At 70.7% G+C, this 12,549-nt stretch carries 13 protein-coding genes; 7 read left to right on the top strand and 6 right to left on the bottom strand.

Features of this window, described 5'->3' with window-relative positions:
• Position 1 precedes the first annotated feature (1 nt).
• Together OG381_RS06585 and OG381_RS06580 are read left to right on the top strand one after the other, a co-directional pair.
• Complete coding sequence (locus OG381_RS06585; RefSeq protein ID WP_327715163.1) at positions 2–796, top strand: VOC family protein; 795 nt, start codon at positions 2–4, stop codon at positions 794–796.
• 162 nt (positions 797–958) lie between these two features.
• Positions 959–1,657, top strand: a complete 699-nt coding sequence (locus OG381_RS06580; RefSeq protein WP_327715162.1) for a ribonuclease H family protein — start codon at positions 959–961, stop codon at positions 1,655–1,657.
• On the opposite strand, the gene melC2 is transcribed toward OG381_RS06580, so the two are convergent.
• Together melC2 and melC1 are read right to left on the bottom strand one after the other, a co-directional pair.
• Complete coding sequence (gene melC2 / locus OG381_RS06575) at positions 1,658–2,482, bottom strand: tyrosinase MelC2 (protein ID WP_327715161.1); 825 nt, start codon at positions 2,480–2,482, stop codon at positions 1,658–1,660.
• Between the two features lie 31 nt (positions 2,483–2,513).
• Positions 2,514–2,861, bottom strand: a complete 348-nt coding sequence (gene melC1 / locus OG381_RS06570; protein ID WP_327715160.1) for an apotyrosinase chaperone MelC1 — start codon at positions 2,859–2,861, stop codon at positions 2,514–2,516.
• A gap of 313 nt (positions 2,862–3,174) precedes the next feature.
• On the opposite strand from melC1, the gene OG381_RS06565 reads away from it, so the two are divergent.
• The 3 genes from OG381_RS06565 (at position 3,175) to OG381_RS06555 (ending at position 6,502) form a co-directional block, all read left to right on the top strand.
• On the top strand, positions 3,175–4,386 hold the full coding sequence (locus OG381_RS06565; RefSeq protein ID WP_327722402.1) for an FAD-dependent monooxygenase: 1,212 nt from the start codon (positions 3,175–3,177) through the stop codon (positions 4,384–4,386).
• 80 nt (positions 4,387–4,466) lie between these two features.
• Positions 4,467–5,921, top strand: a complete 1,455-nt coding sequence (locus OG381_RS06560; protein WP_327715159.1) for an MFS transporter — start codon at positions 4,467–4,469, stop codon at positions 5,919–5,921.
• The gene (locus tag OG381_RS06555) at positions 5,918–6,502 is read left to right on the top strand and encodes a TetR/AcrR family transcriptional regulator (RefSeq protein WP_327715158.1); all 585 of its coding nucleotides are present in this window, start codon (positions 5,918–5,920) and stop codon (positions 6,500–6,502) included. Before OG381_RS06560 ends, OG381_RS06555 begins: the two co-directional genes overlap by 4 nt.
• Here the strand turns inward: OG381_RS06555 and OG381_RS06550 are convergent.
• Positions 6,499–8,178 carry a cholesterol oxidase substrate-binding domain-containing protein gene (locus tag OG381_RS06550; protein ID WP_327715157.1) on the bottom strand — a complete coding sequence of 560 codons (1,680 nt, stop codon included), beginning with the start codon at positions 8,176–8,178 and terminating at the stop codon, positions 6,499–6,501. The genes OG381_RS06555 and OG381_RS06550 overlap by 4 nt on opposite strands.
• Positions 8,179–8,316: 138 nt before the next feature.
• On the opposite strand from OG381_RS06550, the gene OG381_RS06545 reads away from it, so the two are divergent.
• Positions 8,317–9,300: an aldo/keto reductase gene (locus OG381_RS06545; protein WP_327715156.1), complete on the top strand. Its 984-nt coding sequence runs from the start codon at positions 8,317–8,319 to the stop codon at positions 9,298–9,300.
• 59 nt (positions 9,301–9,359) lie between these two features.
• The gene (locus OG381_RS06540; RefSeq protein ID WP_327715155.1) at positions 9,360–9,848 is read left to right on the top strand and encodes a DUF6328 family protein; all 489 of its coding nucleotides are present in this window, start codon (positions 9,360–9,362) and stop codon (positions 9,846–9,848) included.
• Between the two features lie 25 nt (positions 9,849–9,873).
• Here OG381_RS06540 and OG381_RS06535 read toward each other — a convergent pair whose 3' ends face one another.
• The 3 genes from OG381_RS06535 to OG381_RS06525 all read right to left on the bottom strand — a co-directional run bounded on the left by OG381_RS06535 (position 9,874) and on the right by OG381_RS06525 (position 12,468).
• Positions 9,874–10,299 (bottom strand): SsgA family sporulation/cell division regulator, encoded by a 426-nt coding sequence (locus OG381_RS06535; protein ID WP_327722401.1) that lies wholly within the window; start codon positions 10,297–10,299, stop codon positions 9,874–9,876.
• Between the two features lie 65 nt (positions 10,300–10,364).
• Positions 10,365–11,396, bottom strand: a complete 1,032-nt coding sequence (locus OG381_RS06530; RefSeq protein ID WP_327715154.1) for a hypothetical protein — start codon at positions 11,394–11,396, stop codon at positions 10,365–10,367.
• A gap of 82 nt (positions 11,397–11,478) precedes the next feature.
• A complete protein-coding gene (locus OG381_RS06525) occupies positions 11,479–12,468 on the bottom strand; it encodes an LLM class F420-dependent oxidoreductase (RefSeq protein WP_327715153.1) in 990 nt (329 codons plus the stop codon).
• Positions 12,469–12,549 lie beyond the last annotated feature (81 nt).

The following is a 12,549-nucleotide window of genomic DNA, read 5'->3' as shown; positions in this document are numbered from 1 at the left end:
CATGGCCGTACAACCTGAGGGAACCCCCTGTTGGGCCGATGCGATGTTCAGTGACGTCGAGGGAGCCAAGAGCTTCTACGGCGACGTCCTGGGCTGGACCTTCGGCGAGGCGTCGTCGGAGTACGGCAACTACACCCAGGCCTACGCGGACGGCAAGGCCGTTGCCGCCGTCGTCCCGCCCATGCCGGGCCAGGAGGGCCAGTCGCAGTGGTGCCTGTACCTCGCGAGCCCGGACGCCGCGGCCACCGCCGGCAAGATCCGTGACAACGGCGGCGACGTACTGATGGAGCCCATGGCGGTCGGCGACTTCGGCACCATGTGCCTGGCCCGCGACCCGAGCGGCGCCGTCTTCGGCGTCTGGCAGGCCGGACAGCACGAGGGCTTCGAGGCGGTCGGCGAGCCGGGCGCGTACGCCTGGGCGGAGGTCTTCACCCGCGAGCCCGCGAAGACGGACGACTTCCTCACGGCCGTCTTCCCGTACCGCGCGAAGCAGATGGAGGACGACGCGGTCGACTTCCGCATCTTCGACATCGGCGAGAACACCGTCCTCGGCCGGATGAAGATGACGGACGACTTCCCGCCCGAGGTCCCGTCGTACGTCAACGTCTACTTCGCCGTGTCCGACTGCGACGACGCCGTCGCCAAGGCCACCAAGCTCGGTGGCGTCCTGCGCTTCGGGCCGATGTCCAGCCCCTTCGGCCGGTTCGCCGCGCTGAGCGACCCGCAGGGCGCGAGCTTCTCGGTGATCGACCTGAGCACCACCGAGGGCGAGATGCCGAAGATCTCGGAGGTCTAGGGCCTGTCCGGCGGATCAGGCCGGCTGTGAGACACGGTGCCTTGTGACCAAGTCGAGCGGGGGCAGATGTGCGTGCCAGACCCCGCGACGCCGGCATGATCCGCCGGACAGGCCCTGGGACCGGTGGCCGGGCGCCCCGCCCCTCCGTGGCATGATCGGGCCATGCGTGAACGTGTGGTGGCCGCTTGCGACGGCGCTTCGAAGGGAAACCCCGGACCGGCCGGCTGGGCCTGGGTCGTCGCGGACGACACGGAGGCCCCGGCCCGCTGGGAGGCGGGGCCGCTCGGCAAGGCCACCAACAACGTCGCGGAACTCACCGCGCTGGAACGTCTGTTGACGGCGGTCGAGCCGGACGTGCCGCTGGAGATCCGGATGGACTCCCAGTACGCCATGAAGGCCGTCACCACTTGGCTGCCCGGCTGGAAGCGCAACGGCTGGAAGACGGCCGCCGGCAAGCCGGTCGCCAACCAGGACCTGGTCGTCCGTATCGACGAACTGCTCGACGGCCGCAAGGTCGACTTCCGCTATGTCCCGGCTCACCAGGTCGACGGCGACCGCCTCAACGACTTCGCGGACCGCGCCGCCAGTCAGGCCGCCGTGGTCCAGGAGCCCGCGGGCACCGACCTCGGCTCGCCCGAGCCGCCGCCCTCGCCCGACACCCCGAAGGCCTCCCGCCCCGCCAAGGCCAAGTCACCCCGGCGGAGCGGCGGTTCGGCCTCCTCGGCGTCCTCGGGGTCTCGCACCATCAAGGCCAAGTTCCCCGGCCGCTGTCTGTGCGGCCGCCCCTACGCGGCCGGCGCGGACATCGCGAAGAACGCGCAGGGCTGGGGCCACCCGGAGTGCCGCACGGCGGACGCCTGATCAGTCCGTGTCGAACGTGTAGTGCGCCCGGTGGTCCAGCAGGTCCGCCGGGCGTACGTCGTTCCACGGCTTCATCGTCTCGTCCAGGTCGACCACGTCCCGCGTCCCGGCGGCGGGCAGATACCCCGAGTCCGGGTGCCTGCGCTGCCACTCGGCCCACAGCTTGTCGATGTAGGCGTGGTGCAGCCAGAACACCGGATCGTTGGGAGAGACCCCGGTCGCCATCTGGCCGCCGACCCAGACATGGACCCGGTTGTGCAGATTGACCCCGCGCCACCCCTCCAGGTGGTTGCGGAAGCCGTCCGAGGCGCTGTTCCAGGGCGCCATGTCGTACGTCGGCATGGCCAGCACGGAGTCGACCTCCGCCCGCGTCGGCAGTTCGCGCACCGATGTGCCGAGCGAGCGGCGCAGGAACGTACGGGCGTCCACCCGCACGGATATGGGCCAGTTGCCGGCCGACGCGGCGAACGGCCCGTCCATCACCTGGCCGTCCCGGCTGCGGCCGGTGCCGCCGAGGAAGTCCGGCGCCCACAGCGAGGCGCGCGGGGAGCGGTCGGTGGACCAGTCCCAGTAGGGGAGTGCCACCGACGCGTCCACCGACTGCAGGGCCCGCTCGAACTCGAGGAGATATCTGCGGTGCCAGGGCAGGAACGACGGTGAACGGTGGCCCGTACGTTCGCTGTTGTCGGTGTCGGACATGATGAAGGCGTTGTGCGTGGTGACGAAGGTGTCGTAGCGGCCGCTGCGCTTCAGCTCCAGGACGGCGGCGACGAAGCGCCGCTTCTCGTCGGCGCTCAGGTTCGCCTGGTTCTTGCGGACGGTCATGTGCGGTACTCCAAGGTGCGGGCGGGGCAGGTCAGTTGGCGGGGAACGGGACGAGTCGTGCGCCCCGCAGCTCGTCGACGGCGGCCCGTGCGGCGGCCTTCGGCGTCGGTACCGGGTCGTAGTGGCTGACGACGCTGATCCAGGTGCCGTCGGCGTTCTGCATCACGTGCAGTTCCGCGCCGTCGACGAACACGGCGTATCCGGTGCCGTGGTGGTGACCGCCCGCGGCGGCGGGGCGGCCCTGGATGCGGCGGCCCTTGTAGACCTCGTCGAAGGCCTCGGGGGAGTGGTCGTGGGCGGCCGCTCGGGGCGCGACGGCGACCGTGGTGGCGAGGGCGGCCGCGGCGGTGAGTGCGCGGCGCCGGGTCAGTTCGGGCATGGGAGTCCTTCCGGTGGTGGGTGACTCCGCATGCCTATCGGCCCCGCGGAGGGCGGGAGAAATCCCCCGGGACCGGTTGGCTGTGATCCGGACAATTACCAACATGTCGTGCAAGGTTGAACGAAGATGATCTTGCTTCGACGGGGCCCGTGGGGCACCGGAACGGGAAATTCCTTCTCCTGGGGGCCGTGTTTCGGGTGGTCCTTGGCGGACGGGTGTGTCGCCGGTGGCCTGGCTCACCTGGAGAAACTGGCGCAATCGCCTGCTACTCTGCGTCGTCAACTGACCGCTTTGAGTAATTCCTGGGGTGCGCGTGAAGGTCGCCTGCGTCGGTGGCGGGCCCGCCGGCCTGTATCTGTCGATCCTGCTGAAACGGCAGGACCCGTCCCACGACATCACCGTCTACGAACGCGATCCGGAGGGCTCGACCTACGGCTGGGGCGTCACCTACTGGCGTGGCTTGCTCGACAAGCTCCACGAGCACGACCCCGAGACCGCGCGGGCCGTCGAGGAGCACTCGGTCCGCTGGAACGACGGCGTCGCCCGTGTACGGGACCTGACGACCCGCCACCGCGGCGACGAAGGGCACGGCATCGGCCGCCACCGCTTCCTGGAACTCCTCGCCGCCCGCGCCCGGGAGCTCGGTGTACGGCTGGAGTTCGAGCACGCGATCACCCCGGAGAACCTGCCCGAGGCCGACCTGATCGTGGCCGGCGACGGCGTCCACAGCGCGCTGCGCACCGCCCACGCCGACCACTTCGGCACCGAGGTCAGGGAGGGCCGCAACCGCTACGCCTGGCTCGGCACCACCAAGGTCTTCGACGCCTTCACCTTCGGTTTCGTCGAGACCGACCACGGCTGGATCTGGTGCTACGGCTACGGCTTCGGCCCCGACCGCAGCACCTGCGTCATCGAATGCGCCCCGGAGACCTGGTCGGGCCTCGGCCTCGACCGCGCGGACGAGGCCGAGGGTCTGACCCTGCTGGAGAAGCTCTTCGCCGACGTCCTGGACGGCCACTCCCTCATCGGCCGCTCCGGTGCCGACGGCAGCGCCCAGTGGCTCACCTTCCGCACCCTCACCAACCGCACCTGGTCCCGCGGCAACCTCGTCCTCATCGGCGACGCCGCCCACACCACCCACTACTCCATCGGTGCCGGCACCACCCTCGCCCTCGAGGACGCCATCGCCCTGGCCGCGGCGCTCCGCGAGCACACCGAGCTCCCGCAGGCACTCGCCCGCTACGAGCGGCAGCGCAAGGCCGAGCTCCTCTCCGTCCAGAGCGCCGCCCGCTACAGCGCCCAGTGGTACGAGAACCTCCCGCGCTACATCCACCTGCCCCCGCAGCAGATGTTCGCCCTGCTCGGCCAGCGCCACTCGCCCCTGCTGCCCTATGTCCCGCCCCAGCTGTACTACCGGCTCGACAAGGCCGCGGGACAGCTCGAAGCGCTGCGGCGGCTCAAGCGCTGGCTGGGTCCGAAGATCGCGCGCAGCGCCCACGCCCGCGCCCTGAGCGAGCGGAAGTAGCGGCCTTCTCCCTTGGGTGAATGGCAATTCACCGGCTATGGTGAATTGCCATTCACCCATATTTATTTGCTGGAGTGCCGATGGACGAGCCCGCCGCGACACCCCGGCCCCTGCGGGAACGGCTGACCGTCCCGGTCCTGGCGTTCGGCGGCATCCTCATGGCCGTCATGCAGACCGTGGTCGTTCCGCTGCTGCCGGACCTGCCGCGGCTGACCGGTGCCTCACCCGGCGCCGTCTCGTGGATGGTCACCGCGACCCTGCTCGCCGGCGCCGTCCTCACCCCGGTCCTCGGCCGGGCCGGTGACATGTACGGCAAGCGCAGGGTGCTCTTGGCGGCGCTGGGCCTGATGACCGTCGGCTCGGTGCTGTGCGCCCTGTCCTCCGACATCCGGGTGCTCATCGCCGCCCGCGCCCTCTCGGGCGCCGCCTCCGCCGTCGTACCGCTGTCCATCAGCATCCTGCGCGACGAGCTCCCGCCGGAACGCCGGGGCGGCGCCGTGGCGCTGATGAGCTCGACCGTGGGCATCGGCGCCGCGCTGGGCCTGCCGCTCGCGGCGGTCATCGTGCAGTACGCGAACTGGCACATCATGTTCTGGGTGACCGCCGGCCTGGGCGCGGTGGGCGTCGCCTCGGTGTGGTGGGCGGTACGGGAGTCGCCGGTGCGCGAGCCCGGCCGGTTCGACGTGCCGGGCACCCTCGGTCTGGCCGCCGGTCTCGTGAGCCTGCTGCTCGCGGTGTCGCAGGGCGGGCAGTGGGGGTGGGGCAGCGCGCGGATCCTGGGACTCTTCGGCGCCGCCGTCGTCGTACTGGCGCTGTGGTGGTGGCAGCAGTTGCGGACCGAACGGCCGCTGGTCGACCTCCGGCTGGTCTCCGAGCCGCGGGTCGGGCTCGCGCATGTGGCGGCGCTGCTGACCGGGTTCGCGTTCTACGCCAACTCCCTGGTCACGGCCCAGCTCGTGCAGGCGCCCGAAGCCACCGGGTACGGGCTCGGGCTGTCGATCGTCCAGACCGGTCTGGTGCTGCTGCCGGGCGGCTTCATCATGCTGCTGTTCTCGCCGGTCTCGGCCCGGATCTCCGCCTCCCGCGGACCGCGCGTCACGCTCGCCCTCGGGGCGCTGGTCATCGCGGCCGGCTACGCCGTGCGCATCGCCGACAGCCACGACCTGTGGATGATCATGGTTGGCGCGGCGGTCGTGGGCACCGGCACCACCCTGGCCTACTCGGCGCTGCCCACGCTCATCCTGCACGCCGTCCCGGCAGGCCAGACCGCCTCCGCCAATGGCGTCAACGTCCTGATGCGCACGATCGGGCAGGCGGTGTCGAGTGCCGCCGTCGCCGCGGTCCTGGTCCGCCACACCAGCCTGGTCGGCGGTGTTCCCGTACCCGCCCTGGACGGCTATCTGCTGGCCTTCGGCGTCGCGGGCGCGGTCGCCCTGGCGGCGTGCGCGACCGCACTGAGCATCCCCGCCGACCCGGAGAGCGGTGGAACACGCCGGTCCCGCGGAGCCCGCAAGGAGGTGATGGAGGGAGCATGAGTGCCGTGAGCACCCCACCGACCGCCTCCCCGTCCGCACGCCGCGACGCCGAGGCGACCAAGGCGGCCATCCTCAGATCGGCCCGCTACCTCCTGGCCCGCCACGCCCACGCCGACATCACCCTGAAGGCGGTCGCGGAACGCGCCGGTGTGAGCCCGCCGTTGATCCTGAAGTACTTCGGCAACAAGGACGCCCTCTTCGCCCGCGTCATGTCCTTCGAGGCCGACGCCGAAGCCCTGCTGGACGCCCCCCTGCACGAGCTGGGCCGGCACATGGTCCGGCACGTCCTGGAGAGCCAGAGCGAGCGTGGCGCCGATCCCCTGCTGCGCATCGCCTTCGCCCCCCTGCACGGCGAACAGGGCGACATCCTGCGCGCCAACTTCCGCGCCCAGGTCACCGAACGCCTCGCCGAACGCCTCACCGGCCCCGACACCGGCCTGCGCGCCGAACTCGCCGTGGGCACCCTTCTCGGCCTCGGCGTGATGTACGGCATCGCCCGCGGCCCGCACATGAGGGCGAGCATGCTGGACACCCTCGTCGAGCGGTACGCGCCCGTGGTGCAGGCGCAGTTGACGCCCTAGCCGAACAGCCGGTCCAGGAAGGCGTTGCCGTAGACGCCGTGCGGGTCGAGACGGTCCAGGATGCCGGCCGCCCGCTCCCAGACGCCGTCGCCGAGGGACGCGGGCACCGCCGTGCCGAGCACGTGCTCGTCGTCCCACACCGCGTCGTCCGTGTAGGCCCAGCCCTTGGACCACTCGACGCGGGTCAGGGCGTCCGTGCCGTCGTGGCTGTCCAGCAGGAACCGCTCCAGCTCACGCAGGAAGGCCTCCGCGTACGGGGTCCCCGGCAGTGTCAGTACGTCCAGCCAGACGGCGGTGTCCCACTGCGGGTGCGCGCTGTCCGGCCGGAGCGCGGAGAGCAACGGGGCACGGGCGCCGGCGAGTTCGGCGTCGGCCGGGTCGTCGAGGCCCGTGACACGGATCTCCACCGAGCCGTTGACCGGGAAGCGGCCCAGGGCCGCGTACGCCGTGAGCCGTTCGCGGTAGAAGGCGGTGAACTCGGCCACGACCCGCTGCACCTGGTCCCGGGAGGTGAGTACCGCGTAGCCGTTGGCGTTGATCCGCAGGGTGGTGGGTCTGATGTAGAGCAGCGTGTTCTTGGACGGCCCCCAGATGTCGGCGGACAGCGTCGCGACGAGCCCGAGCGCGGCCGTGTCGTACTGCGCGTTCCCGAGCACCGGCGCCAGATACCAGGCCGCGTCCGAGACCATCCGCCCGGCGAGATCCGCCACCAGGGTCGGGACGTTGTCGGAGAAGGGATAGTTGTACGGCGATGTCACGCGGCGCGAGGTGAGCGGCTTCGTCGGCTCCACGCTCCACACCTTGAGCCACGGGACCTCGGCGAAGGCGAACCAGATCGCCTCGACGCGCCCGGCCTCGTCCAGGTAGCTCGCGAGGGTGCGTCCGTCGCTGCCGGGCGCGGCGAAGAGCTCAGCTGCCGGGATGTCCGTACGGCTGACACAGCGCAGGTTCACGTTCGCGCCGACCCGCAGGACGACCTCCGTGACGAAGGTCCGCCCCAGATGGGTCAGCAGTGCGGCGGCGTCCGCCTCGTTCCGTGCGAAGGTCCGCAGGACATAGGCCCCGCTGCCCTCGTCCCACACGACCGCGGTCACCGACAGCACCCGGTTGCTCAGCGAGCCGTACGTCTGGCCCGGCAGCCGTCGCTCGCCCTGCGCGGGGACGGCACTGCCGTGCGCGTCGACCGCCAGGGCGCCGCCGACGGTGAGGTCGCCGGGCGCGGGCGCGGCCGTCAGACCGAGGCGGTGTCCCTCCAGGAAGGTCAGCAACGACTCCATGGAGGCACCGGCGCCCGCTCGCACGGCGTCGGCGGACTCCAGGGCCAGACCGGTGAGGTGCGCGGTCGTGTCGACGAGGAGCACGGGCGCGTCCGGCGAGGTGCCCTCGGTGATCGTCAGCGGGGACCAGCCGTGCGAGTAGCCCCGGGCGCGCACCCGCCAGCCGTGCTGCCAGGCCCAGTTGACGACGGCGGCCACCTGCTCCCCGTCATGAGGAGCGCAGGCCCACAGTCCGGCGGCGGTGATCTCGCCGACCCAGTTCCGGTACGCCGTGCGGTAGAGCGCCACCTCGTCCGGGAAGCCGGGCAGTTCCTGCGCGGCGACGGCCGGGTCGGCCGGCACGAGGGTCAGGGCGGCTGCGCTGAGGAGAAAGCTTCTGCGGGTCCAGTTGTGGGTCACGTGGGTCAAGCTAGGGACCCGCTTGTCAGAGAGCGCTTGCTCGTCGAGATCATTCACTCGTGTGAGTGAATGATTCACAGACGATCCTCCGGAGGAGCCCGTTCCGCGCACAGAGGTGACGGATGACAGACTGACGCCATGGACGAGCGCACTTTCGGTAAGTCGGGTCAGCACGCATCCGTCGTCGGTCTCGGTACATGGCAGCTGGGTGCCGACTGGGGAGACGTCGACGACAAGGAAGCCCTTTCGGTACTGGAGGCCGCCGCCGAGTCGGGCGTGACCTTCTTCGACACCGCCGATGTGTACGGCGACGGCCGCAGCGAGCAGACCATCGCCACCTTCCTGCGGAGCCGGCCGGACCTGCACGTCCTGGTCGCCACGAAGATGGGCCGCCGGGTCGACCAGATCCCGGAGAACTACGTCCTCGACAACTTCCGTGCCTGGAACGACCGTTCCCGCCGCAACCTCGGCGTCGACCGCCTCGACCTGGTGCAGCTGCACTGCCCGCCCACGCCGGTCTACTCGACGGACGCGGTGTACGACGCGCTGGACACCCTCGTCGAGGAGGAGCGCGTCGCCGCGTACGGCGTCAGCGTGGAGACCTGCGAGGAAGCCCTGACCGCGATCGCCCGGCCGGGCGTGGCGAGCGTGCAGATCATCTTCAACGCGTTCCGCATGAAGCCGCTCCAGCAGGTGCTCCCCGCGGCGCGGGAGGCGGGCGTCGGCATCATCGTCCGGGTGCCCCTGGCCTCCGGTCTGCTGTCCGGCAAGTACACCAAGGACACCGTCTTCCCCGAGAACGACCACCGCACCTACAACCGGCACGGCGAGTCCTTCGACGTCGGCGAGACCTTCTCCGGCGTCGACTACGCGACCGGCGTGGAGGCGGCCGCCGAGTTCTCCGCCCTCGCCCCCGAGGGATACACCCCGGCCCAACTGGCACTGCGCTGGATCATCCAGCAGCCCGGCGTGACCACCGTGATCCCCGGCGCCCGCAACCCCGAACAGGCCCGTGCCAACGCGGCCGCCGCCGCGCTGCCGGAGCTGTCCGAGGAGACGCTCACCGCGATCCGGGACCTCTACGAGGGGCGGATCAAGGACCAGGTCGAGAACCGCTGGTAGCCCTCGGGGGCGGGAGCCCGGCTGTTTGAACGATCAGACGCCGGGTTACCCGTCCTCGCATGGTGCAGGCTGCGGAGAGACGAACGGGACGCAACGAGACCGAGGACGAGCGAGCCGACCGCATGTGGGTCGAGCTCATGCAGGAGATCCGCGTCGCGCAGATGGGCGTACAGATCCTGTTCGGCTTCCTGCTGACCGTCGTCTTCACGCCGAAGTACGCCGACCTCGGCGACACCGAGAAGACGATCTACCTCGTGACGGTCGTCCTCGGCGCCACCGCCACCGGCGCCCTCATCGGGCCGGTGTCCCTGCACCGCCTGGTGTCCGGACGCCGCATCAAACCCCGCGCGGTGCAGTGGGCGGCCCGGCTGACCTTCGTCGGCCTGGTGCTGCTGCTCGCCACCACGGGCGCCTCACTCCTGCTGATCCTGCGGGTCGCCACCCACGACCCCTACGTCCCGTGGCTGGTCGGCGCGGTGGTCACGTGGTACCTGGTGTGCTGGTTCCTGCTGCCGCTGTGGATCCGGCGCCGCTACACGACGAAGTGAGCCGGCGCCCGCACCGTCACCCGGTTCAGCCCCGTGCGAGGACCTCCGCGAGGAAGTCGTCGACCTCGACCTCCTCCTGCCCCGGCAGCACCACCTCGTAGGTCCGGCTCAGGAACGCGGCGATCGTCGGAGCCCAGACGAACACCACGGCGTGATGTCTGCCGCCGCCGGGCCGGACGTCGCCGAGAAGCTCCATGCGCAGCTCCTGCCCCGCGCCCGAGGACACGGGGCACAGACGTACGTCGCCCAGTCCGACCGGACCGGTCAGTCCCTGGGCGAGCATCTCGCGGTCCAGGCGCCACCGGGCGAGCACCCGGCCGTCGTGGCTGAACACCACGGTGACGGCGAACGGGTCGGAGGCGTCGTAGTCCAGGTGGGCGAGCACGGGGAAGCGATGCGTGTCGCCCGCCTGGAGCTGTACGACCAAGGTCTTGTGCGTCGAGAAGTTCACCTGGGGGCCTCCGGAAAGTACGAACGCGGTGCTGCCCTCAAGTACCCCTCTCACGCACGAAATGCTCACTCGTGAGGCTGATTCCCCCGAGCGGTGCGCAGAGACGTGATGCACGCGCCGATGGCCTGCTGCAACTCCTCGAGCTGCTGGACCATGTCGTCCTCGTAGAAGTCCTGCGCGTCGTCGAAGGTCAGTTCCTCGAACACCTTCGTCGCCTTCTGGAGGCTGCTGTAGAACTTCGTCCGCCGTTCCTGGACCCGGAGTTCGGGATCGGCCTCCACGGCCTCGACGACGAGGGTCTTCATGGTGCCGTAGGCCTCCGTGGCCCACTCGCCGGTGTCCTCGTCCTCGTCCAGCTCGTCGAGGAGGGAGAGGTGCCGCTCGGCCTCCTGGCGGAGGTCGGCGGGCGCGTCGACGGTCTGTCCGGCGGGGGTCTTGATCTGGCCCGACTCGGCGATCTGACGGACGTAGCCGATGCGGTCGGCGGACCTGCTCTCGGTGGCGACCGCCTTCTTGAGGTCGTCGGTGCGCACGACGTCACGGGCCAACTCGGCCTGCAGGTCGGGGTCCTCGCGCACCCGGTCCAGAAGCGCCTGGCGGGCGGCCCGGGCGGTGGAGGGGTCGGCGAGGATCGCGGCGCGCAGCGCGGTGGGGTTCTCGGCGACCTCCAGGGCCTTCGTCGGCCGGATGCCCTCGGCCTCGGCGGCCTCGCTGATGGCGGTGCCGCGCTCGGAGGTGGCGCTGTTGCGGGAGACGTAGTAGGTCAGCCACACGTCGGCGTCCGGCAGCTCCACCTCCTGGCCCGGTGCGAGCGCCTCGAAGTGCGGGACGAGACCGTCGTCGGCGGCCCGGTCCCACGCCTTGTAGTAGCGCATGACACGATCGGCGGAGCAGCCGGCGAGCTCCGCGAACTCCTTCGCGGACACCTTCGGCGTCTCGTCCGCGCCCTGGCCGCCGGGCCGTACGCTGCGCGCCACCATCAGCCCGAAGGTCCAGCCTCCGGTCCGCGCGTAGACGCCGAACTCACGAGCGTCCCGCGCCACGAGGTCGGACAGGGGCGCGGGGGACGTCTCGGTCGGAGCGATCGCTAGGGTCACAGGTGACTCTCCTGAGTGGGGGCCGGTCGAACTGCACAAGTGCAGGGAGGCAGCCTATATCCACCCTTTGGCGATGCTTTGGCTAACCCCTGTGCGGCTGGTCGCCCAGGGCGTCGCGGAGCGCGGGCAGCAGCGTCTTGTCCGCCCAGTCCAGGAACGCCGGCTGCGACTCGCCGCCGATCTGCACCAGGGCGATCTCGGTGAACCCGGCCTCCGCGTAGGGGCGTACGGCCTCGACGAAGTCGTCCGGGTCGTCGCCGCACGGGATGGAGGCGGCGACGTCGTCCGGTGTCACGAACTGCGTGGCCCCCTCGAACGCGTCGGGATGCGGCAGCTCCGAGTTGACCTTCCAGCCGCTGCCGAACCAGCGGAACTGCGCGTGGGCGCGCTTCACGGCGGTGTCCCGGTCGGGGTCGTAGCAGACCGGCAGCTGGCCGACGCGAGGCTTGCCGGTACCGCCGTTGCGGTCGAACGCGTCGAGGAGGCCGGCCTTGGGCTCCGTCGCGATCACCAGGTCCGCGAGCCGACCCGCGAGGGCGCAGGACTGCTCGCCGGAGACCGCGATGCCCAGGGGCGGCGGCTCGTCGGGCAGATCCCACAACCGGGCCGACTCCACGTCGAAGTGCGTCCCGCGATGGTTCACATGTCCGCCCCGGAAGAGCGCCCGGATGATCTCGACCGCCTCCTCCAGCATCTCGTGCCGTACGTCCGCGGCCGGCCAACCGCCGCCCACCACATGCTCGTTGAGATTCTCTCCCGAACCGAGCCCCAGCCGGAACCGGCCCTCGGAGAGCAACTGCATCGTCGCCGCCTTCTGCGCCACGACAGCCGGGTGGTAGCGGAAGGTCGGACAGGTCACGTACGTCATCAGCGGGATGCGTGAGGTCGCCTGCGCGGCGGCGCCCAGCACACTCCAGGCGTACGGCGAGTGACCCTGTGTGCGCAGCCACGGAAAGTAGTGGTCCGAGGTCACCGAGAAGTCGAAACCCACCTCCTCGGCCCGCACCACATGGTCGACGAGCTCACGGGGCCCGGCCTGTTCGGTCATCATCGTGTATCCGATTTGCACCATAAGGAGCGAGTCCCCGGACCGCGGCACGGAAAACGGCTCATGGGCGTCTGGATCATGACGTGACCGTAGGGAGAGGATGGT

Origin of the sequence: Streptomyces sp. NBC_00490, assembly GCF_036013645.1 — a bacterium.
GTDB classification, from domain to species: domain Bacteria; phylum Actinomycetota; class Actinomycetes; order Streptomycetales; family Streptomycetaceae; genus Streptomyces; species Streptomyces canus_F.
This window is presented reverse-complemented; position numbering and strand designations above follow the sequence as displayed.